16 protein-coding genes, 1 tRNA gene and 1 pseudogene are annotated in these 20,961 nt (G+C 63.7%); 6 read left to right on the top strand and 12 right to left on the bottom strand.

Features of this window, described 5'->3' with window-relative positions:
• Positions 1-97 precede the first annotated feature (97 nt).
• From JF66_RS02125 to JF66_RS22820, 6 genes are read right to left on the bottom strand one after another with little or no spacing between them, the layout of a single operon-like run.
• Positions 98-817, bottom strand: a complete 720-nt coding sequence (locus JF66_RS02125) for a winged helix-turn-helix domain-containing protein (protein WP_035874463.1) — start codon at positions 815-817, stop codon at positions 98-100.
• A complete protein-coding gene (locus JF66_RS02120; RefSeq protein WP_035874460.1) occupies positions 814-3,345 on the bottom strand; it encodes a DUF4118 domain-containing protein in 2,532 nt (843 codons plus the stop codon). Before JF66_RS02120 ends, JF66_RS02125 begins: the two co-directional genes overlap by 4 nt.
• A 2-nt stretch (positions 3,346-3,347) precedes the next feature.
• On the bottom strand, positions 3,348-3,950 hold the full coding sequence (gene kdpC, locus JF66_RS02115) for a potassium-transporting ATPase subunit KdpC (protein ID WP_035874457.1): 603 nt from the start codon (positions 3,948-3,950) through the stop codon (positions 3,348-3,350).
• A gap of 18 nt (positions 3,951-3,968) precedes the next feature.
• On the bottom strand, positions 3,969-6,152 hold the full coding sequence (gene kdpB, locus JF66_RS02110) for a potassium-transporting ATPase subunit KdpB (RefSeq protein WP_035874455.1): 2,184 nt from the start codon (positions 6,150-6,152) through the stop codon (positions 3,969-3,971).
• Between the two features lie 2 nt (positions 6,153-6,154).
• Positions 6,155-7,822, bottom strand: coding sequence for a potassium-transporting ATPase subunit KdpA (kdpA, locus tag JF66_RS02105; protein WP_035874452.1), 1,668 nt, complete (start codon positions 7,820-7,822; stop codon positions 6,155-6,157).
• Positions 7,822-7,908 (bottom strand): potassium-transporting ATPase subunit F, encoded by an 87-nt coding sequence (locus JF66_RS22820; RefSeq protein WP_156109620.1) that lies wholly within the window; start codon positions 7,906-7,908, stop codon positions 7,822-7,824. The genes kdpA and JF66_RS22820 overlap by 1 nt, the downstream gene beginning before the upstream one ends.
• Positions 7,909-8,142: 234 nt before the next feature.
• Here JF66_RS22820 and JF66_RS02100 point away from each other — a divergent pair, with 234 nt between their 5' ends.
• The 3 genes from JF66_RS02100 to JF66_RS02090 all read left to right on the top strand — a co-directional run bounded on the left by JF66_RS02100 (position 8,143) and on the right by JF66_RS02090 (position 11,468).
• Complete coding sequence (locus tag JF66_RS02100; protein ID WP_035874489.1) at positions 8,143-8,790, top strand: phosphoribosyltransferase; 648 nt, start codon at positions 8,143-8,145, stop codon at positions 8,788-8,790.
• A gap of 34 nt (positions 8,791-8,824) precedes the next feature.
• Positions 8,825-10,513 carry a bifunctional 3'-5' exonuclease/DNA polymerase gene (locus tag JF66_RS02095; protein WP_035874450.1) on the top strand — a complete coding sequence of 563 codons (1,689 nt, stop codon included), beginning with the start codon at positions 8,825-8,827 and terminating at the stop codon, positions 10,511-10,513.
• Positions 10,514-10,946: 433 nt separating this feature from the next.
• The gene (locus JF66_RS02090; protein WP_051973020.1) at positions 10,947-11,468 is read left to right on the top strand and encodes a DUF3145 domain-containing protein; all 522 of its coding nucleotides are present in this window, start codon (positions 10,947-10,949) and stop codon (positions 11,466-11,468) included.
• A 73-nt stretch (positions 11,469-11,541) separates the two neighbouring features.
• On the opposite strand, the gene JF66_RS02085 is transcribed toward JF66_RS02090, so the two are convergent.
• The 6 genes and pseudogenes from JF66_RS02085 to aceE all read right to left on the bottom strand — a co-directional run bounded on the left by JF66_RS02085 (position 11,542) and on the right by aceE (position 19,265).
• Positions 11,542-12,777: a beta-ketoacyl synthase gene (locus JF66_RS02085; RefSeq protein WP_035874445.1), complete on the bottom strand. Its 1,236-nt coding sequence runs from the start codon at positions 12,775-12,777 to the stop codon at positions 11,542-11,544.
• A 146-nt stretch (positions 12,778-12,923) separates the two neighbouring features.
• Positions 12,924-13,172, bottom strand: a complete 249-nt coding sequence (locus JF66_RS02080) for an acyl carrier protein (protein ID WP_035836506.1) — start codon at positions 13,170-13,172, stop codon at positions 12,924-12,926.
• A gap of 99 nt (positions 13,173-13,271) precedes the next feature.
• Positions 13,272-14,275: pseudogene (locus JF66_RS02075) on the bottom strand (beta-ketoacyl-ACP synthase III).
• Between the two features lie 37 nt (positions 14,276-14,312).
• Positions 14,313-15,233 (bottom strand): ACP S-malonyltransferase, encoded by a 921-nt coding sequence (locus JF66_RS02070; protein WP_035874442.1) that lies wholly within the window; start codon positions 15,231-15,233, stop codon positions 14,313-14,315.
• Positions 15,234-15,326: 93 nt separating this feature from the next.
• Positions 15,327-16,532 carry a CdaR family transcriptional regulator gene (locus tag JF66_RS02065; RefSeq protein ID WP_035874439.1) on the bottom strand — a complete coding sequence of 402 codons (1,206 nt, stop codon included), beginning with the start codon at positions 16,530-16,532 and terminating at the stop codon, positions 15,327-15,329.
• Positions 16,533-16,538: 6 nt separating this feature from the next.
• The gene (aceE, locus tag JF66_RS02060) at positions 16,539-19,265 is read right to left on the bottom strand and encodes a pyruvate dehydrogenase (acetyl-transferring), homodimeric type (protein WP_035874435.1); all 2,727 of its coding nucleotides are present in this window, start codon (positions 19,263-19,265) and stop codon (positions 16,539-16,541) included.
• Positions 19,266-19,499: 234 nt separating this feature from the next.
• Between aceE and JF66_RS02055 the strand changes: the two genes are divergently transcribed.
• From JF66_RS02055 to JF66_RS02045, 3 genes are all read left to right on the top strand, one after another.
• Positions 19,500-19,967: a peroxiredoxin gene (locus JF66_RS02055; RefSeq protein ID WP_035874487.1), complete on the top strand. Its 468-nt coding sequence runs from the start codon at positions 19,500-19,502 to the stop codon at positions 19,965-19,967.
• A 69-nt stretch (positions 19,968-20,036) separates the two neighbouring features.
• Positions 20,037-20,109: transfer RNA gene (locus JF66_RS02050), tRNA-Val, on the top strand.
• Between the two features lie 176 nt (positions 20,110-20,285).
• Positions 20,286-20,876: a GAF domain-containing protein gene (locus tag JF66_RS02045; RefSeq protein ID WP_051973016.1), complete on the top strand. Its 591-nt coding sequence runs from the start codon at positions 20,286-20,288 to the stop codon at positions 20,874-20,876.
• The last annotated feature ends 85 nt before the right edge of the window (positions 20,877-20,961 follow it).

The following is a 20,961-nucleotide window of genomic DNA, read 5'->3' as shown; positions in this document are numbered from 1 at the left end:
CTGGCTGGTTGTGCGGTGGGCGAACCTCACCACAAGCTAGCAGCGGGACCAATGATCGTGCAAGCGCTTACATCCCTGTGTGCTCGATCAATTTTGACTATGCAAGCGTTTCCAAGGTGGGCGGCACGAAAGGGTCGGGGCGGAATCGATAACCCACGCCGGCTTCGGTCAGCAGGTAGCGGGGCCGTGTCGGCTCCGGCTCGAGCTTCTTGCGTAGTTGCGCCACGTAGATGCGCAGAAAACCGGAGTCCGAGGTGTCATGGGGGCCCCAGACATCGGTCAGGAGACGTTCTCGGGTCACCAGCCGCCCGGGATTGCGGAGTAGAAGAGAAAGGATCCGCCACTCCGTTGGCGTGAGCCGGATGACCTCATCAGGATCCTGACCGGCACACGCTATCCGCCGGGCCGACAGGTCAACCGCTAAATTCCCGATCATCACAATGGGCCCATCCGCTTCTGAAGGGACCCGCCTGGTGAGAGCCCGGATCCGTGCCAGAAGATCGTCGATGGAAAAGGGCTTCGAGACATAGTCATCGGCGCCGCTCTTCAGCGCCAGGATCTTGTCGGCCGCCCCCGCGCGCCCGGAGAGCACAAGAATGGGTATCTGGGTCCAGCCACGGAGCGCGACGATCACCTCCATCCCGCTGAGCTGGGGCGTGCCCAGATCAAGCATGATGAGATCGGGATTCTCCGCAATTGCCGCGTCGAGGGCCGAGGCCCCGTCGTGCGCCGTGATGAGATCGTACCCGCGTGCGCCCAGTGTGATGCGCAGTGCACGGAACAGCTGGGGGTCATTCTCGACAATCAGGATTTTCACCGTGTCTCCTCGCCTGATCTCGCGGCCCCGGAATTCGCGTCAGGGACTTCCGGCAGGGTGATGACCACGGTGACTCCGCCGCCCGGAGTCTCTTCTGCGTCCAGAGTGCCACCCATGCCCTCCACGAATCCCTGCGACACCGCCAGGCCGAGTCCAGGGCCGAGTCCTACGCCCGCTCCGTTCTCGGTGTCTCCGCCGCGCTGAAAGGGGATGAAAAACTCATGGCCCCGCTGCACGGTGATTCCCGGCCCCGCATCACTGATGCTGATTCTCACGTTTCCGGCGGACGTGCTCGCCGAGACACGCACGCGAGTATCGACCGGTGCATAGAGGATGGCGTTGGACATGATGTTTACGACCACGCGCTGCAAGAGTCCCTCATCGGCCGTGACCCGGGGCAGATTCACGGGAAGGGCGAGATCCATGTTCAGGGGGCCGAGGTCGAGGTCGTCGAGGGCCGCCAGAACAACGTCCACCACATCTACGGGCCCGAGTGACACGGTGAGGGCGCCCCCCTCCAGTCGGCCGATATCGAGCAGGTTCGTCACGAGCGCGGCCAGTGAGTCCAGGCTCTCCGCTGCGGTGGCCAGAAGTTCCTCACGGTCGCCCTCTGAGAGGATGACATCTGTCGCGCGAAGCCCGGTCACTGCGGCGGTCGCGGCCGCGAGTGGGCGGCGGAGATCATGCCCTACTGCCGTGAGCAGCGTGCTGCGCAGCCGATCGGCCTCGGCCAGGGGTTCGACGTCCCGCGCCGTCTGCGCAAGCAGGTTGTGCTCGAGCGCCGCATCGATCTGGGCCACGATGACAGTGAGGAGCCGTCGTTCCGACGCGGCGAGGTCCGCACCGTACAGTTCAAGCACTGCCCGAGAGCCGACGGCCATGCTCGTCATCTGGTCGGCCCCAGTGGGCTCTCCGTCAGTATGAAGGATGACCCCGGCCTGAGTCCGCAAACGAACACCGCTCAGATGGAAGGCCTCTCTCGTGCGCGCGACGAGCGCCTGCAGGGCATCTTCACCGCGCAGCACACTCCCGGAGATGGTGGCGACCAGCTCCGATTCCGCGGCCGCGCGCCGCGCAGCGCGCGAACGGCGCGCTGCCTGGTCCACAACAAAACTCACGAGGGCGGCAATGACGATGTACAACGCGAGGGCCAGCAGTTGCCGGGGATCAGCAACAGTAATCGTGTACAGCGGGGCGACAAAGAAGAAGTTCAGGGTCAGACCGGACAGTAGCGCCGCGAACAGGGCCGGCCCCATGCCGCCGACGAGAGCCACGACGACCACGAGAAGCTGAAACGCCAGCACATCACTCGTGAGGGAATTGTCCGACCGCACGGCAACGAGGAGCCAGGTCAGCAGCGGGCCACCGATAAGTGCCACGGCAAAGCCCGCCAAGCGTCGAGCGGGGGAAAGCGTACCGCTCAATCGGGGAAGGACGAAACGGCTGCCCGCCGCAGCGTGATTGACGACATTGACGTCAATGTCGCCGGAATCTCGGATGACGCTGGCCCCGATGCCGGGCCCGGTCAGCGCGCTGAGGAGCCAACTACGACGGCTCTCGCCGATCACAAGCTGCGTGGCATTTGCGGCCTGGGCGAAATCAACGAGTGCGCGCGCCACATCGTCACCGACCACCTGATGAAAGGTGCCTCCGAGTCGTTCGACGAGAGCGCGTTGAGTGGCCAGGTCACCCGGACGACCATGGCGCAGGCCGTCCTGGCTGGTCACGTGCACGGCCAGGAGTTCGCTGCCGGCCGTTCGCGTCGCAATCCGAGCCCCGCGGCGGAGCAGGGTGACCCCTTCGCCGCCGCCCGTCAGGCCCACGACGACCCGCTCCCGAGCCTCCCATTTGCTGCTGATGCCGTGCTCGGCGCGGTAGGCCTGCAGCGCGGTGTCCACTTCGTCGGCCAGCCACAGCAGGGCGAGTTCCCGCAACGCCGTGAGATTACCGAGTCGAAAGTAGTTCGACAGCGCAGCGTCGACTCGATCGGCTGCATAGACGAGGCCTTCTGCTACGCGTTGCTGAAGAGATTCCGGCGCCAGATCGATGACCTCGATCTGGTCGGCGGTGCGCAGTACGGTATCGGGCACGGTTTCGCGTTGCGTCACGCCAGTTATCTGCTGCACGACGTCATTGAGCGACTCGATGTGTTGGATGTTGACCGTGGATATCACGTCTATGCCCGCTTCCAGCAGGTCCTGGATGTCCTGCCACCGCTTAGCATGGGCAGAACCCGGTGCATTCGTATGAGCCAGCTCATCGACGAGGGCGATTTCGGGATTCCTGGCGAGTACGGCCTGGGTATCCATCTCACCGAGGGTGACGGATCGATGGGACATCGTCTTGCGGGGCACGACCTCGAGTTCGTCCAGCATGGCTGCCGTGGCTGCGCGATCGTGGGTTTCCAAGAGCGCCACGACAACGTCGCGGCCCTCATCGCGCAGTCGTTTGCCTTCCTCGAGCATCGTGTATGTCTTTCCGACCCCCGGGGCAGCGCCGAGGAGCACCCGTAACCGTCCGCGTTTCATTGCTACCTCTCCAACGCCGAGAGTGCCAGGTTGAGCTCCAGGACATTAACCGTCGGTTCGCCGAGGAATCCGAGGTCCGGTCCCTGGATTCTCGACTCGACGAGTTGCTCGACCTGTGTCAGGGACAGGCCGCGCGCCGCTGCGACCCTGTTGGCTTGCAGTCGTGCGTAGGCCGGACTGATGTGCGGGTCGAGCCCCGAAGCGGATGCGGTGAGCGCATCCACCGGGACCGATTCCGGCGGTACGCCGTTGAGCTCCGCGATCTGCTGGCGGCGGGAGTTGATCGTGGACACGAGGTCGGCGTTCTCCGGGCCGAGGTTACTGCCGCCCGATGCCGCGCCATCGTAGCCGCCTGCAGAGGGGCGCGGCTGGAACCACTCGGGCCGGGGGACACCCCGGGCATCGGTGAAAGATTGCCCGAGGAGGCTCGATCCCCGGGTTGAGCCCTCAACGACAATGAGTGACCCGTTGGCTTGTGCGGGCAGAGCGATCTGGCCGAGCACCATGATGGTGAGCGGGTAAACAATACCGAGTATGGCGGTCAGAACAAGCACGGCCCGGACGGCAACCCAGTACTGACGTGCGGAGGTTCGAAGTGCGGTCATAGTGCGCGTCGATTCTGACTAGAAGCCGGGGATCAGCATGATGAGGAGGTCAAGCATCTTGATGCCGAGAAACGGCACAATCATGCCACCGAGTCCATAGACCAGCAGGTTGCGGCCGAGAACGCTGGACGCCGAGGCGGGGCGGTAGGACACGCCACGAAGGGCGAGAGGTATCAAGGCCACAATGATGAGCGCGTTGAAGATGACGGCGGACAGGATCGCGGAGGCGGGGGAGTGCAGTCCCATGATGTTGAGAACGGAAAGTCCGGGAAATACACCGGCGAACATCGCCGGGATGATGGCGAAGTACTTGGCGAGGTCGTTGGCGATCGAGAACGTGGTCAGGGCCCCGCGCGTGATGAGCAGCTGTTTGCCGATCCGCACGATGTCTATGAGCTTCGTGGGGTCTGAGTCCAGGTCGACCATGTTGCCGGCTTCCTTGGCGGCAGACGTGCCTGTGTTCATGGCCACGCCCACATCAGCCTGGGCCAGAGCCGGCGCGTCGTTGGTGCCGTCTCCGGTCATCGCCACGAGGCTGCCCCCTGCCTGCTCACGGCGGATCAGGGCGAGTTTCTGCTCGGGCGTTGCTTCCGCGAGAAAGTCATCGACGCCGGCCTCGGCCGCGATCGTCTTCGCGGTCAGCGGGTTATCGCCGGTGACCATGATCGTGCGGATCCCCATCGCTCGAAGCTCGGCAAAGCGTTCGGCGATGCCCTCCTTCACGATGTCCTTGAGGTAGATGACACCGAGCAGGTGACGGGTTCCCTGGACCGTCGCGGTCGCCACGACAAGTGGAGTGCCCCCCTGCGTGGAGATGCGATGTACATGCTCCGCAAGGTCGGCCGCACTTTCGGGGTCGACCCGGCTGGTCTCTTCGATCCACGCCTGCACCGCCGATCCAGCACCCTTGCGAACAGCGGAACCGTCTGACGCGTCAACGCCGCTCATGCGTGTCTGAGCCGTGAACGGAACCGTTATTCCGTCTATGGCAGGGTCGATGTGTCCGAGCTGCGACGCCAGGTCGAGGATGGATTTCCCTTCGGGAGTGGGGTCGCCGAGCGACGCGAGAATGGCCGCTTCGATGAGCCTGTTCGCCGTCACGCCGCTCAGTGGGACGAACTCGGCGGCACGGCGATTGCCGTAGGTGATGGTACCCGTCTTGTCGAGGAGGAGTGTCGTCACGTCCCCCGCCGCCTCCACGGCGCGACCGGACAGGGCCAGCACATTGCGTTGCACCAGCCGATCCATCCCAGCGATCCCGATGGCCGACAGCAGCGCCCCGATCGTGGTGGGAATGAGGCAGACGAGCAGAGCGATCAGCACCGGAAGACTGACGGCGGCGGCAGAATACCCGGCCAGCGGGTTGAGGGTGATCGTCACCACCAGGAAGATGATGGACAGGCTGGCCAGGAGGATATTGAGGGCGAGCTCGTTGGGTGTCTTCTGCCGGACGGCCCCTTCGACGAGCGCGATCATGCGATCCACGAACGTCTCGCCTGGCTTACTGGTGATCTGCACCAGGATTCGGTCCGACAGCACCCGTGTGCCGCCCGTGACGGCGCTCCGGTCACCGCCGGATTCTCGAACCACGGGAGCGGATTCTCCGGTGATGGCGGATTCGTCGACCGAAGCGATACCCCAGACGATGTCGCCGTCGCCGGGAACGAGATCCCCGGCCACCACCACAACCACGTCTCCGAGTCGGAGTTCAGCCGATGAGATGACCTCTGTGACCCCGCTCGGGGAGCCCACCACGTCCGCGGCGGGATCGGTCTCCGCGTCATAGGCCAGGAGGCGACGGGTCAGGGTACTCGTTCGAGTCTGCCGCAGGCTGTCAGCCTGCGCCTTTCCCCGCCCCTCGGCCACGGACTCGGCGAGGTTGGCGAAGACCACCGTCAGCCAGAGCCAGATCGTGATCGCCCAGGTGAAGGATGGGGGCACAGGCGTGCCGCCGGAAGGTGCCGATCCGCCCAGCAACGGTTCGACGACGGCCAGTATCAGGGTGAACGCCGCGCCGACCTCGACGATGAACATGACGGGATTTCGCCACATTTGGCGGGGGTCGAGCTTGCGCAGCGCCCCCGGGAGCGCACGCACGAATTGCCGCGGTCCCAGAGTTCCTGGACGGCCCGCGGAGGGCGACGATGCTGCGTGAGTGCTCGGAGCGGGGGCGGATCGTCCGAACGAGACGAGTGTCTTCATGACTAGTTCAGTCCTTCCGCCAGAGGACCCAGTGCGAGTGCGGGAAAGTAGGTCAGTGCCGTGACGATGATGGTGACACCCAGAAGCAGTCCCACAAATTGGGGACCGCTCGTCGGCAGCGTTCCCGCGGTGCGGGGCACGGTCTCCTGGGCGGCAAGAGCGCCGGCGAGTGCCAGGACGAGCACAATCGGAAGGAAGCGGCCGACCAGCATTGCCACACCGAGAGTGGCGTTGAACCACGGGGTGTCGGCGTTGAGACCGGCAAATGCCGATCCGTTGTTGTTTGCTGCGGAGGTGAAGGCGTACAAGACTTCCGAGAGCCCATGCAAACCCGGATTGAGAATCGACCGGGCCTCGACATCCACTCGCACGCTCGGGATCGCGAAGCTCAGGGCGGTACCGACCAGAACCAGCGTCGGCGTCACCAGTATGTACAGACTCGCGATTTTGATTTCCCGAGGCCCGATCTTCTTGCCCAGATATTCGGGCGTCCTGCCCACAAGCAGGCCGGCCACGAAGACCGCGATGACCGCGAGAATGAGCATGCCATACAGGCCAGAACCGGTGCCGCCAGGGGCGATCTCGCCGAGCATCATGTTCAGCATCGTGAACATCCCCCCGAGCGCGGTGTACGAATCGTGCATGGAATTGACCGCGCCCGCGGAGGTCAGGGTGGTCGCGGTGGCGTACAGCGCCGACCCGGCGACCCCGAACCGCATCTCTTTGCCTTCGAGGGCGCCCCCCGCGGCTGCGGGCGCGCTGCCGGCGCCGGCCGACTCCAGCAGGGTGAGCGCGGTCAGCGAGACGACGAAGATCGTGGCCATGGTTGCGAGAATCGCATATCCCTGTCGGCGGTCACCGATCATTGTGCCGAAGGTGCGGGGCAGGCTCACGGGGATGGCGAGCATCAGCACAAGCTCGAAGAGGTTCGTCCAGGGCGTGGGATTCTCAAATGGATGTGCGGAGTTGGCGTTGAAGAATCCGCCGCCGTTCGTGCCCAGGAGTTTGATGGCCTCCTGAGAGGCGACTGGTCCACCGGGGATGGACTGCGTGGCTCCGCTCGCCGTGGTGACGTCGGTGAAGCCGACGAGGTTCTGAATCACGCCGCCCGTGATGAGCACGATCGCAGCGACACCGGCCACAGGCAACAGAAGCCGCAGAATGCCTCGCGTAAGGTCTACCCAGAAGTTTCCGATCGTGCCCGTGCGGCGGCGGGCGAAACCTCGGATGAGCGCGATTGCTACGGCGATGCCGACGGCCGAGGACACGAAATTTTGAACGGCAAGCCCGACGAGTTGAACGGTGTAGCCCATCGTGACGTCGGGGGAGTACGACTGCCAGTTCGTGTTTGTCACGAAGGAAATGGCTGTGGTGAAGGACAGACCTTCCGGAATAGCGGAAAACCCCAGGGAATAAGGAAGAACGGCCTGAAGACGCTGAATCGCGTACACGAACAGGACCCCGACGAGAGAAAATGCCAGGACACTTCGCGCGTACGACGGCCACGTCTGCTCCGAACGGGAATCCACTCCGATCACCCGATAGAAGCCGCGCTCGATCGCGAGGTCGCGGACAGAACCGTAGATGACGGCCATGTATTCACCGAGCGGACGATGCAGGATCGTGAGGACGGCGATGAGGGTCACGATCTGTGCGAGGGCCAGAACCATCAAAACCACTCTGGTTTCACGAGGGCCACGACGAGATAGACCACGGCACCGATGGCCAGGACTGCGGCTGCGGCGGACAAGATCATCACAGCTTTGCGGCTCCCCGAACGGCGAGGAAGAGCATGACAAAGACGGCGATCACGCCGACGACGCAAATGAAATCCATCACGCATTGATTAGATACCGGTCATCGCGAATCCGCAGGAGTTCTCACGAATTCTTCACGGCTTTCGCGAAATTCCTCCCGTCGCCATAGGCAACCTGCCGAGCACGGGCTACATTGTCAGCGCGCTCTGAATCGACGTTTGGAGGCGGTGGCCGTGATATTTAAGAATCGACGCGAGGCCGGCAGATTGCTGTCCGAGCGCTTGGCCGAGCTGGAACTCTTTGAGCCCATAATCTACGCGCTGCCACGAGGCGGGGTGCCGGTAGCCGTGGAAGTAGCGCGAACGCTCGCCGCGCCACTTGATGTGTTGATCGTTCGCACGATCGGCGCGCCAAGAAACCCCGAGGTCACGGTCGCTGCCGTGGTGAACGGAGAGCGCCCCGCCCTGGTGCTCAACTCGGATACCTTCGCTGTGACGGGCGGTGATGAGGTCGCCCTGGAGCGCGCGAAGGAGCTGCAGGTGGCTGAGGCAGAACGCCGGCACCGGCTCTTCATGGGGCCCCGCCCCGCGCTTGACCCTGCCGGCCACGTCGCCGTTGTCATTGACGACGGTGTGGCCACGGGAGCCACTGCTCGCAAGGCTCTGGCCGGACTCCGCGCGCAGGGCGCCGGCACAACGGTGTTGGCGGCTCCTGTGGCCGCCGCGTCTGCCGCTCTTGACCTTCAGGACGTGGCCGACATCGTCGTGGTCTTGCACGCCCCGGACGATTTCTGGGCCGTCGGACAGTTCTACTCTGACTTCCACCAGCTCAGCGATGAAGAGACGTCCGACGCGCTGCGTCATACCTGGGACACCAGGTGACACAGGCAATGACGGGGCGAGGCACAATTGACTGGTGTATCAACTTGTCTCCGAGGTCGGCCCCGACACCGTCGCAGTGACCGGGTTGGACGCCGCTGGCTCTCCTCTCGGGCTCCCACGCACACTCACGCTGCGTGAATTCCGTATCTTCGTCGTCGACAGCGAACCAGCGGGCCCCCGGTGGGTATGGGAAGACACGGCGCGGATCTACCCGAAACTTCTTCGCCACGAAATCCGAGTGCAGCGATGCCATGACCTTCGACTCTGCCATGTCATCCTGCGGAACTCGGCGCTGACGGCTCACAGCGACATCGGTCGTGGCGCCCCCGGACCGTTCGATGAAGTCCTCTCGCTGGACCGGCCCGAGGGAACGGGTCCCGCCCTCTTCGAACTGATGGACGTCGGCACCTCCGATGCCGCTGCATCCACGGGCCTTCTCGACGAATTCCTGCTTCAACTGCGCGCCGTGTCCGGTTCCGAGCAACCGGGCCGAATTCGGCTCTTGTTGGCCGCTGAATCGGCGGGAGCGCTGATCGCGGCCGAGATGACCCACGCCGGACTCCCGTGGAGATCAGACATTCACCATGACTTGTTGACCCGAGAACTCGGGGCGAGAGTCGCACCGGGAACTCGACCGGAGCGCCTGGAGGGACTGGCCTCCCGGGTGCGGCTCGAGTTGGGTGATGCCCTGTTGAACCCGGATTCTTCGACCGAACTGCTCCGGGCGCTTCAGCGCGCCGGACTTGCTGTGACGTCCACCCGAGCCTGGGCACTCAAGGACCTGTCTCATCCGGTGATCGAGCCGCTCTTGCTCTATAAGAAGTTGTCTCGACTGCTCACCGCCAACGGCTGGACCTGGATGGAAGCCTGGACGAGCGCGGGCCGTTTTCGCCCGGAATATCTCCCGGGCGGGGTCGTGACGGGAAGGTGGGCGGCCCGTGGAGGTGGCGCACTGCAGCTCCCCAAGCAGATTCGTGGCGCCGTTGTTGCGGACCCCGGGTGGAAACTCGTTGTGGCGGATGCCGCCCAGCTCGAACCTCGCATACTGGCGGCGCTCTCGGCCGACCTCAGCATGGCGGCAGCGGGGAGGGGCACCGATCTCTACGCCGGGATCGTGGCGAGCGGTGTGGTCGAGACTCGGGACCACGCCAAGGTCGCCATGCTTGGAGCCATGTATGGTGCGACGACGGGAGAAAGCGGTCGGCTCTTACCGCGATTGGCCGCCGCATACCCTCGCGCGATCGCGCTGACGGAGACGGCTGCGCGGGCCGGTGAGCGGGGTGAGAGCGTCACAACGAGGCTGGGCCGCTCTTCGCCTCCGCCCAGCGCTGCGTGGCACGCCACTCAGGCGAAGGCTTATGATTCCGGGGCTACGGCCGGTGATGAAAGCCGAGCCCGCAGTCAGGCCAGAGACTGGGGTCGTTTCACTCGCAACTTCGTCGTTCAGGGGAGTGCCGCCGAGTGGGCCTTGTGTTGGATGGCCGAAATACGCCGGGAACTCCAAACGCTCCACGCCGTCCGGGACGGATTCGCCACCGCCCCACATCTGGTCTTCTTTCTGCACGACGAGGTGATCGTGCACACGCCGGAGGGTCTCGCCGACCGGGTCGAGTCCATTATCGTGGAGGCGGCCGCGACCGCCGGACGGTTGTTGTTCGGGGACTTTCCCGTGGACTTCATGTTGACTACGGCAACCGTGGACAACTACGCCGCAGCCAAATAGACCGGGCTGGTGCGTGTCGATGCCCAGGGAACAGCGCACGGATTTGTGATCAGTGCGGCTTCCTGACAGACGAAATCCCCTGTCAAGAAGCGAAACTACAGCGGTTCCGCAACCCGTGCGCGAAATACGCCGTTTCGGTGGCTTCACAAGATGGGTCCGCAACAATCTAGTTACATTTCGCGGCCCCTACTGCCGCTCAACCCAGCACGTCTCGAACGTGCGCGCCTCAGAAGGGCTGACTCCCGCACGCCGGAGGTCCCACAGCGAGAACCGTGGGTCCTCCGGGGGATGCCGCCGTTCATGACCACACACTTCACTTTCGCCGTTGTGGATTGGCAGGCAGGTGGGGCATAATGCACGTAGCGGCAGCAGTGTCGTTGATTCGTTCCGAGGTCGTTGGGGAAGACGCGCCTCACAGGAACGGAGAGAAATGATGGTTGCAAGACAAACCCGTCGGGCACCGACCGCACGGGGTGTGCTCTATGTGCACTCCTCACCCCGTGCGCTGTGTCCACACATTGAGTGGGCCGCTGGACGTGCCCTCGGAGAGGCTGTGAACTTTGACTGGGCCGACCAGCCCGTACTCAAAGGCTCCCAGCGCGCCGAATACTACTGGGAGGGTGAGCGAGGAACTGGAGCAGCGCTTGCGTCTGCCCTCCGCGGTTGGGAGCACTTGCGGTTCGAGGTGACCGAAGATGCCGGACTGGGCACTGACGGTGGTCGGTGGTTGAACACTCCTGACCTCGGCATTTTCTACGCGCAGACCGACACAGCGGGAAACATTGTCATCGCCGAGGATCGCATCCGGTACGCCATGGACGTGGCGGGCGCGAATGCCGTGGAGCTTCACCGGGAACTGCGCCTCGCGCTCGGTCAGGCGTGGGATGACGAACTCGAGCCGTTCCGCCATGCCGGTGATTTCAACGCTGTCGTGTGGCTGCACGAGGTGGGATGAGCGTCCGCGCTCAGACACAACAATGCCCCGACCGGTTTACGATCGGGGCATTGTTGTGTGTGGAGCGGGCGGACTACACCGAGCGGAACGCGACGACGGCGTTGTGCCCACCGAATCCGAAGGAGTTGCTGAGAGCCAGCAGGTCTCCGGCCGGCAGGGCACGCGGCTTCGTCACCACATCCAGGGGAATCGTCGGGTCCTGATCGTTCAGGTTGATCGTGGGGGGAGCCGTTCTCTCCGCCAACGCCTTCACCGTGAAGAAGGCTTCGAGCGCACCGGCACCGCCGAGGAGGTGGCCGGTTGACGCCTTGGTGGCCGAAACTGGGATCCCGTCGAGCAGGTCACCGAAAACGCGACGCAGTGCGTTGTATTCTGCGATGTCGCCGACCGGCGTGCTTGTGGCGTGGGCGTTGATGTGGGACACATCAGACAGCTCGGCCCCCGCGTTCTTGACGGTGGTGATCATGGCGCGTGCCGCGGCGGAACCCTCGGGATCCGGCGCGGTGATGTGGTACGCGTCGCTGTTCACGGCGCCACCGACAAGCTCCGCATAGATTCGTGCTCCGCGAGCCTTGGCGTGTTCCTCGGTCTCGATCACCAGGGCAGCTGCACCCTCGCCGAGAACGAAGCCGTCGCGTGTCACGTCGTAGGGTCGGCTCGCAGCGGCCGGGTCGTCGTTGCGGGTCGACAGCGCGTGCATCGCCGCAAAGGAGGCGATGGGTAGCGGATGGATGGCCGCCTCGGACCCGCCGGCGATCACGACATCCGCGAGTCCGGCCTGAAGGCGGTTGTAAGCGTTGACCAGCGCCTCGGTGCTGGATGCACACGCCGACACCACAGTGGTGATTCCCGCTCGAGCGTGCAGGTCCATTCCGACAGCGGCTCCAGGCCCATTCGGCATGAGCATGGGCACGGTCATGGGCAGAACACGACGCGGTCCACGCTCGCGCAGGGTATCCCAGGCATCGAGGAGGGTCCACACTCCGCCGATGCCGGTGGCCCAATCCACGGCGACGCGTTCCGGCTCAACCTCCGGCAATCCGGCATCCGCCCACGCTTCACGTCCGGCGATCAGTGCAAACTGGCTCGAGGGGTCCAGACGCTTCACCTCGAAACGCTCCAGCACAGTGTTGGTGCGCACTCTCGCCTGCGCCGCAAAGGTCACCGGGATCTGCGTTTCGGCAACCCAGGCCTGTTCGAGCGTGGTGGCGCCCGATTCTCCGGCCAGCAAGGCCGTCCAGGTGTCGGTTGCTGTTCCGCCGAGCGGCGTAGTCGCACCGATACCGGTGATAACAATTTTCTTGGTCATAAGTCAACTCTCCATGGAACGACAAACCTGAGGCCCTCACGAGCTCGCGTCACGCTAGTCGCGAACGCGGCGGTGCTGGCACAATGGCGCAACCTCTGAGCAGGCCGGTCGACGGGTGTCGGCCGGCCTGGTCTCAGGCAGGTGTTCTAGGCCTGGGCCTTCACAATGAAGTCGACAGCGTCGCCGACGGACTTGAGGTTCTTGACCTCTTCGTCGGGGATCTTCACGTCGAATTTTTCTTCGGCGTTGACAACGATGGTCATCATCGAGATGGAATCGATGTCAAGGTCATCGGTGAACGACTTGCCGAGTTCAACCGTGTCGGTTGCGATTCCGGTCTCGTCGTTGATGAGCTCGGCCAGGCCGGCAAGAACTTCTTCGGTAGACAATGCCATTATATTTTCTCCTTGGGGGGTTGACTCGGTTGACCGAGACCTAGTTTAGAGGGAATGGGGGTATGAAGCGGACAGTCGGGGCCGAGGCCGCCGCTCGTCCTACGGCAGCACGACCACTTGGGCGCCGAACACCAGTCCTGCTCCGAAGCCGATCTGGAGGGCTAGGCCTCCGCTGAGCTCCGGGTGCTCCTCGAGTAGACGGTGGGTTGCCAGGGGGATGGAAGCGGACGAGGTGTTGCCGGTTGTGGCCACGTCACGGGCGATGATGACGGATTCCGGAAGCTTGAGTTGCTTCGCGAATTCGTCGATGATGCGCATGTTGGCCTGGTGAGGGATGAAAGCATCGAGTTGGTCGCTCGTGATCCCAGCCTCGACGAGCGCCTTCTTCGCAACCTTTGCCATGTCCCAGACGGCCCAACGGAAGACCGTCTGACCTTCCTGACGAAGCGTGGGCCATTCGGATTCTCCACGCCGGTACTCCTGAAGGGAGTGATTGGTAGAAATGGCGTCGGCCTTCGAACCGTCGGAGCCCCAGACGGTTGGGGAGATTCCCGGGAAGTCGCTCGGGCCGATGACGACGGCCCCGGCCCCGTCACCGAGCAGGAACGAAATGCTCCGATCGGTGGGGTCAACCAGGTCGGACAGCTTCTCAGCACCGATGACGAGCGCGTAGTGAGCCGCTCCGGCACGAATCAGGCGTCGGCCTGGGCGATTGCGTACGCGTAGCCGGCACAGGCGGCGTTCACGTCGTAGGCCGCTGCCGGATTGGCCCCGACCCGATCCGCCACGACGGCTGAAATCGACGGCGTTTGCCGTGAATTGCTGATTGTCGCCACGATGACGGCATCGATGAGGGCGGGGTCAATGCCGCTTCTCTCGATGGCCTCTCGGGCCGCATCCGTGGCCAGGTCGACGGCGTCGATCTCCTGGCTTGCTCGGGTACGACTGATGATCCCGGTGCGTTGCTGAATCCACTCGTCGGAGGAATCAATGGCCTCAACGAGCTCGTCGTTGGTAACCACCCGGTCGCCGCGCGCGGCGCCGACGGAGAGGATACGGGTGTACTGCGGTCCCTGGGACTGCTGGAGCGTTGGCTTACTCATTCATCTCTCTCTAACTCGTAACTGCGTGCAGTGTGATTCATGGCTGCTGGTCGATCATCTCGAACGCTGCCGGCAGGTCATCGGGCGTCTTGATGGCGACGCTCGGCACTCCTTTGAGCCCGCGTTTTGCAAGGCCGACGAGGGCGCCCGCGGGCGCGACTTCGATGATCCCTGTCACGCCGGCCTCGGCAAAGGAATGCATGCACATGTCCCACCGTACTGGCGAGGAGACCTGGCCCACGAGCAGGTCAACGAAGTGCGCTCCATCGGAAACGGTGGATCCCGAAGAGTTCGACCAGATCTGCATCGTGGGGGCGTGTGATTGGAGCGAGGCGGCGACCGCGGTGAGATGAGGGACTGCCGGGCGCATGTATCGGGTGTGAAACGCCCCGGCTACCTGCAGGGGGATGACACGCGCTCGCGCCGGAGGGTTGGCTGCGAGTGCTGCGAGTGCATCCAGCGCGCCGGCGACGACGATCTGGCCCGCGCCATTGAAGTTTGCGGCTTCGAGGTCGAGCTCGGCAAGCTGCTCCAGCAGTGCGGCCTCATCGGCGCCGACGACGGCACTCATTCCGGTGGGTTCGAGCCCCGCGGCACTCTGCATGGCGAGACCGCGTTCACGCACGAAGCGCAGGGCATCCGTTGAGCTGAGGATGCCGGCCCCGGCCGCAGCCGTGATCTCCCCCACGGAGTGCCCGGCGATTCCGGCCACGCGATCCCGGCGGCCCTGTGCGAGGAGCACCTTGAGGGTGAGGAGTCCGGCCGCGACGATAAGAGGCTGGGCGATCGCGGTGTCGCGAATCGTGTCCGAGTCGCTCGTGGTTCCGTGGGCCAGCAAGTCGATGCCCACTGCGGCAGACATGTCCCGAAGATCGGCTTCGAATCCGGGGATGGCCAGCCAGGGTTCGAGGAATCCGGGGGTTTGGGAGCCCTGTCCAGGGCAGACGACAACAATCACCTAATTAGTCTTCCAATCAGAGTTTCTCAAGGAGCTTGGATATCCCATGAAGTATTGAAGGAACCTTTGTGGGATTCAGCACATACTGACGACTCAACGACGTCGTGAGGAACCGTCATGGTCGCTGATTGATCCGAGAATCAACGCCGACTGCAGGATCAGGGCCTCACGCGCCCCCGTCGCATCGTATCCGATGACCTCCGAGACGCGCTTGAGTCGGTAGCGCACCGTGTTCGGGTGCACGAACAGCTCACGAGCCGTGGCTTCGAGGGACCGACCGTTGTCGAGGTAGCACCAGAGCGTCGTGAGGAGCTCCGTGGAGTGCGCCTGTAAGGGACGGTAAATGCGGTGGATGAGGGTGGCGCGGGCCAGCGGATCACCGGCGAGAGACCGTTCGGGCAGCAGGTCATCGGCCTGAACCGGTCGGGGAGCGTTGCGCCAGGACCGGGCGACGGCAAACCCCGCTAAAGCCGCCTTGGCGCTCTTGGACGCGTCGACGAGGTTGGGAACTTCGTGGCCCAGGACCAAATGCCCGGCGCCGAAACTCGGCTCGAGCTGCACGGCGATCTCCATAAATGTCAGGGCCGCCGCCGTACCCACCGTCTCGTCAGCGTCGACGGGGGTCGGTCGGGCCCGTCCGATCACAAGCACAAGACGGTTGCCCTGCACTCCGATCAGCACATCCGCCGCCATGTGGCGCGCGGAGCGCCTCAGCTGATCGACGTCGAGCATTTTCGGTGTGGTGCCAACGAGAACGCAGACCTCGCCATGCCCGTGCCATCCCAGCGCCGCTATTCTGCTGGGAAGCTCGTCGTCGTATTCCCCGCTCAGGATGGAGTCGACAACCAGGGCTTCCAGACGCGCATCCCACAGCCCGCGGGCCTCGGCGGCGCGGGCGTAGACATCCGCCGCACCGAACGCGATCTCCCGGGAGTAGAGCAGAATGGCCTCACGAAGCAGCTCGCCGCCATCTTTCACTCGTTCTTCAACGACCTCGACGGTGACGCGAATCAGCTGCAGCGTCTGCTGCAGACTGACCGACCTGAGGAGCTCCCGCGGGGCGGCGCCGAAAACGTCCGCAGCGATCCAGGGCGTGGACCGAGGATCTTCGAACCACGAAATGAACGACGTGATGCCCGCCTGGGCAACCAGGCCCACGGCGGACCGCCGCCCGGGTGGCATATCGCCATACCAGGGCAGCGTGTCCTCGAGACGTTTGAGCGTCGCGGTGGACAGCTCACCGGAGATCGTTCGCAGCCAGTTGAGCGTCTGTTCTTTCGTTTTGGGCGCCGGTGCCACGGTTTCTTAGCTCTCGCCCCCGGCAGAACCGGTGGTCCCGGCGCGAACATCGTGAAGCTGGTACTTCGTGATGGCCTGGCCGACGAGGCTGCGGTCGATCTCGCCGCGGCGAGCCAACAGCTCGAGGGTGCGCACCACCATGGATGGGCTGTCGATCTTGAAGAAACGCCGTGCCGCGGGCCGCGTGTCCGAGAAGCCGAAGCTGTCGGCTCCGAGCGTCGCGAAGTCACCGGGAACGAACTGGCGAATCTGGTCCGGGACCGCGTGCATGAAGTCTGAGACAGCCACGAACGGGCCTGCAGCCCCGGCGAGCTTGTCCGTGACATACGCGGTGCGTGGCTCCTCGTCCGGGTAGAGGAAGTTGTGCTCTTCGGCGGCGAGACCGTCGCGTCGCAGCTCGTTCCAGGACGTGACAGACCAGACGTCGGCCGAGACGCCCCAGTCAGAAGCGAGGAGCGCCTGAGCTTCCAGAGCCCACGGCACGGCCACACCGGAGGCGAGCAGCTGGGCCTTGGGGCCGACCGTTGTCGATTCGCTGACGCGGTGGATTCCACGACGGATGCCATCGACGTCGACATCAGCAGGCTCGACGGGCTGCACGGCCGGCTCGTTGTACACCGTGATGTAGTACATGACGTTCGGGTCGGTGTGCGTGCCGCCGTACATCCGCTCGAGACCGGCGCGAACGATGTGCCCGATCTCGTAGCCGTACGCGGGGTCATACGACACGACCGCGGGGTTCGTCGATGCCAGAAGTGGGGAGTGGCCGTCAGCGTGCTGCAGCCCTTCTCCCGTGAGGGTCGTGCGACCCGCCGTGGCACCGATGATGAAACCGCGGGTCATCATGTCACCAGCGGCCCAGAGAGCGTCACCCGTGCGCTGAAAACCGAACATCGAGTAGAAGACGTACACCGGAATGAGCGGTTCGCCCTGCGTTGAGTACGAGGTTCCGACGTTGGTGAACGCTGCCGCAGCGCCTGCCTCGTTGATGCCGACGTGCAGGATCTGGCCCTGGGGGCTCTCTTTGTAGGAGAGCAGCTGGGCATGGTCAACAGAGGTGTAGTGCTGACCGTTCGGGTTGTAGATCTTGGCGGTGGGGAAGAACGCATCGATTCCGAAGGTGCGGGCCTCGTCGGGAATGATGGGAACGATGCGGTTGCCGAAGTCTTTGGCCCGCACGAGCTCCTTGAGAAGCCGAACGAAGGACATCGTCGTGGCGATCTCCTGGGTTCCGGAGCCCTTCTTGGCCACCGCATAGGTCTTGTCGTCTGGCAGGTTGAGCTTGGTGTGCTTCGTGCGACGTTCGGGGAGGTAGCCGCCGAGCGCACGACGGCGCTCATGCATGTACTCGATAGCCTCGTCCTTGGCCCCGGGGGTGTAGTAGGGCGGAAGGTACGGGTTTTCTTCCAGCTGAGCGTCCGTGATCGGCACGTGCATGCTGTCGCGGAAGGATTTGAGGTTTTCGAGGGTCATCTTCTTCATCTGATGGGTCGCGTTGCGGCCCTCGAAGCTTGGACCGAGGCCATAGCCCTTGATGGTCTTCGCCAGAATGACGGTTGGCTGGCCCTTGTGCTCGGACGCGGCTTTGAAAGCTGCGTACACCTTGCGGTAGTCGTGCCCACCGCGCTTGAGGTTCCAGACCTCATCGTCGCTCAGGTGTTCGACGAGCTTCAGGGCGCGTGGGTCGCGGCCGAAGAAGTTTTCGCGCACGTAGGCGCCGCTCTCGGCCTTGTAGGTCTGGTAATCGCCGTCGGGAGTGACGTTCATCAGGTTGATGAGCGCGCCATCAACGTCGTTCTTGAGCAGCGTGTCCCACTCGCGACCCCAGACAACCTTGATGACATTCCAGCCCGCACCGCGGAAGAAGCTCTCAAGCTCCTGAATAATCTTTCCGTTACCGCGCACAGGGCCGTCGAGGCGCTGAAGGTTGCAGTTGATCACAAAGTTGAGGTTGTCGAGGCCCTCATTGGCTGCGACCTGCAGCTGGCCGCGGCTTTCCACCTCGTCCATCTCGCCGTCACCCAGGAACGCCCAAACCTGCTGATCACTGGCATCTTTGATGCCTCGGTTGGTCAGGTACCGGTTCAGCTGCGCCTGGTAGATCGCGTTGATCGGGCCGAGGCCCATGGAAACGGTGGGGAACTGCCAGAAGTCCGGCATCAGGCGGGGGTGCGGGTAGGACGAAATTCCGTTAGGACCGTGCGACTTTTCCTGACGGAATCCGTCGAGCTGGTCTGTGGTCAAACGTCCTTCGAGGAAGGCACGGGCATAGGTTCCGGGGGAGGCGTGCCCCTGGATGAAGATCTGATCTCCGCCACCGGGGTGATCCTGGCCGCGGAAGAAGTGGTTGAATCCGACCTCGTACAGCGCGGCGGACGAAGCGTACGTCGCGATGTGGCCGCCGACCGCGATACCGGGGCGCTGGGCGCGGTGCACGAGCACAGCTGCATTCCAGCGAATCCAGGCGCGGTAACGGCGCTCGATGTCTTCATCGCCAGGAAAATCAGGCTCGTTCTCCGTGGCGATGGTGTTGATGTAGTCCGTGGTGGGCACCATGGGCACGCCGAGGTGCAATTCCTTGGAGCGCTTCAGAAGGCTGAGCATAATCTCGCGCCCACGCTCGTGGCCGTTGGCGGCAACGAGCGAGTCGAGTGATTGAGACCACTCGGCGGTTTCATCCGGGTCGGTATCGGCGTTGGTCGTCGAGTACGGGTCCTGGTCGTTGACGGTCACGTCGACCTCTCTCTGTTGTTCTCACAGCCCTGTTGGTCACAGCGCCGTTGTTCGAGACGGCGCAGTAGGCCGCTCGTATCTGATCGGTGTGCCAGCAGAGGACGGGTCGGATTGCGACCATCGGCACCCCGCAAGCCTACAGATTCTCCGTGGAGTATGCGCGCGAGACACACGCGGGGTTAGGCTGAAGAATTGGCACACCCGCGATTGCTCGCGGCGGAAGGGAAGCGCACCATGGCTCTGGAGAACGACACACAGGCACCTGATTTCGAGCTCGTGAATCAGTTCGGCGAAAGTATCCAGCTGAGCCAGTTTCGCGGCAGCAAATCCGTCGCACTGGTCTTTTTCCCCCTGGCGTTCTCCGGGATTTGCAGCGGTGAGCTGTGCGAACTTCGCGACAATCTGTCGATGTTCGCCGACAGCCAGGTTGAAGTGATCGGCGTTTCCGTTGATTCCAAGCACGCGCTGCGCGTCTGGGGCGAGCAAGAGGGCTACACGTTCAACCTGCTGGCGGATTTTTGGCCGCACGGCGGCGTCGCCAAGGAATACGGCGTCTTTCTGGAAGACAAGGGTTTCGCCAATCGTGCAACATTCCTGATCGACCAGAGTGGCATCATCCGCGCCAGCTTCATCACGGCACCGGGCGAGGCGAGGTCTCTCGAGGCCTACAAAGCGGCCCTGGACGAACTCCAGCCCGCCTGACGGCACAGAGTGGTGTCAGGGAGACGGTAGAGTAATCACATCCTCACCGTGATAATCCACGAGTTGCAGGGGCCTTTAGCTCAGTTGGTAGAGCGCCACGTTTACACCGTGGATGTCATCGGTTCGAGCCCGGTAGGGCCCACACGATAAATAGCCGGTCGGCCAGATATTCCTGAGGCGGCCGAACGTATTCAGCGAAGCGCGTGGGTAGGCTTGTCGGAAAAACAGATCAATCTGTCGGTTGCGGGGTGGAGCGGTGAGGGTGTTCCCGCTGAAGGTTGCCGTCATCACAGCAACGGCACGGTTCGGGCGGCGAGTATGACGGGGCGCCGCGCGTTCAGCGTAGCCATTGAGCAGTTGTCACTCGCCCATGAACACCACGACAGCCTCTGCAACCCATTTCTCGCCGTGGTCCCGGTCGACGGTGCCGTCGTTTCCACCTTCGGTGCACCATTCGGCGCTGAAACCCTGTGTGCAAGCGACCCGAAGGCGGCTCGATTCGACGAGCTGCAGTTTGATCTGGGGGAAGGCCCTGGCTGGGACGCCATGAGAACCGGTGCGCCCGTCGCCGTCCACGACATTCGTTCGGGTGCTGGCTTGCCTTGGCCGGCTCTCCTGAACGCTGTCGGGGGTATCGGAATACGCGGCGTCAATGCATTCCCTCTGATGATGGGATCCCTGATGATCGGTGCCGTGGGCCTCTATTCCTGGGAGCCGGGAACCCTGACGACACCGGAACAGCTTGACGCCGGAATGCTTGCCAGCGTCGTGGCCAAACAGGTCTTGCGCCGCGCGCTCGACGCGCAGACAGTTCTGCCCCCCGAAGGGATAATGAGTCATATTCGCGACGCGTGGTGCACCAGGCGACCGGCATGGTTTTGGCGCTCAGCTCAATCTGTCGGCCGCTGATGCGTTGCTGATTATTCACGGTCACGCTTTTTCGAACGGACGTACCGTTCGTGAAGTCGCGGCCGATGTAGTGGCACGACGACTG

The sequence above is a fragment of the Cryobacterium sp. MLB-32 genome (assembly GCF_000738085.1).
Taxonomy (GTDB): Bacteria; Actinomycetota; Actinomycetes; order Actinomycetales; family Microbacteriaceae; genus Cryobacterium.
Note: the sequence above shows the minus strand (reverse complement) of the source record. Positions and strands in the feature narration are given on the sequence as shown.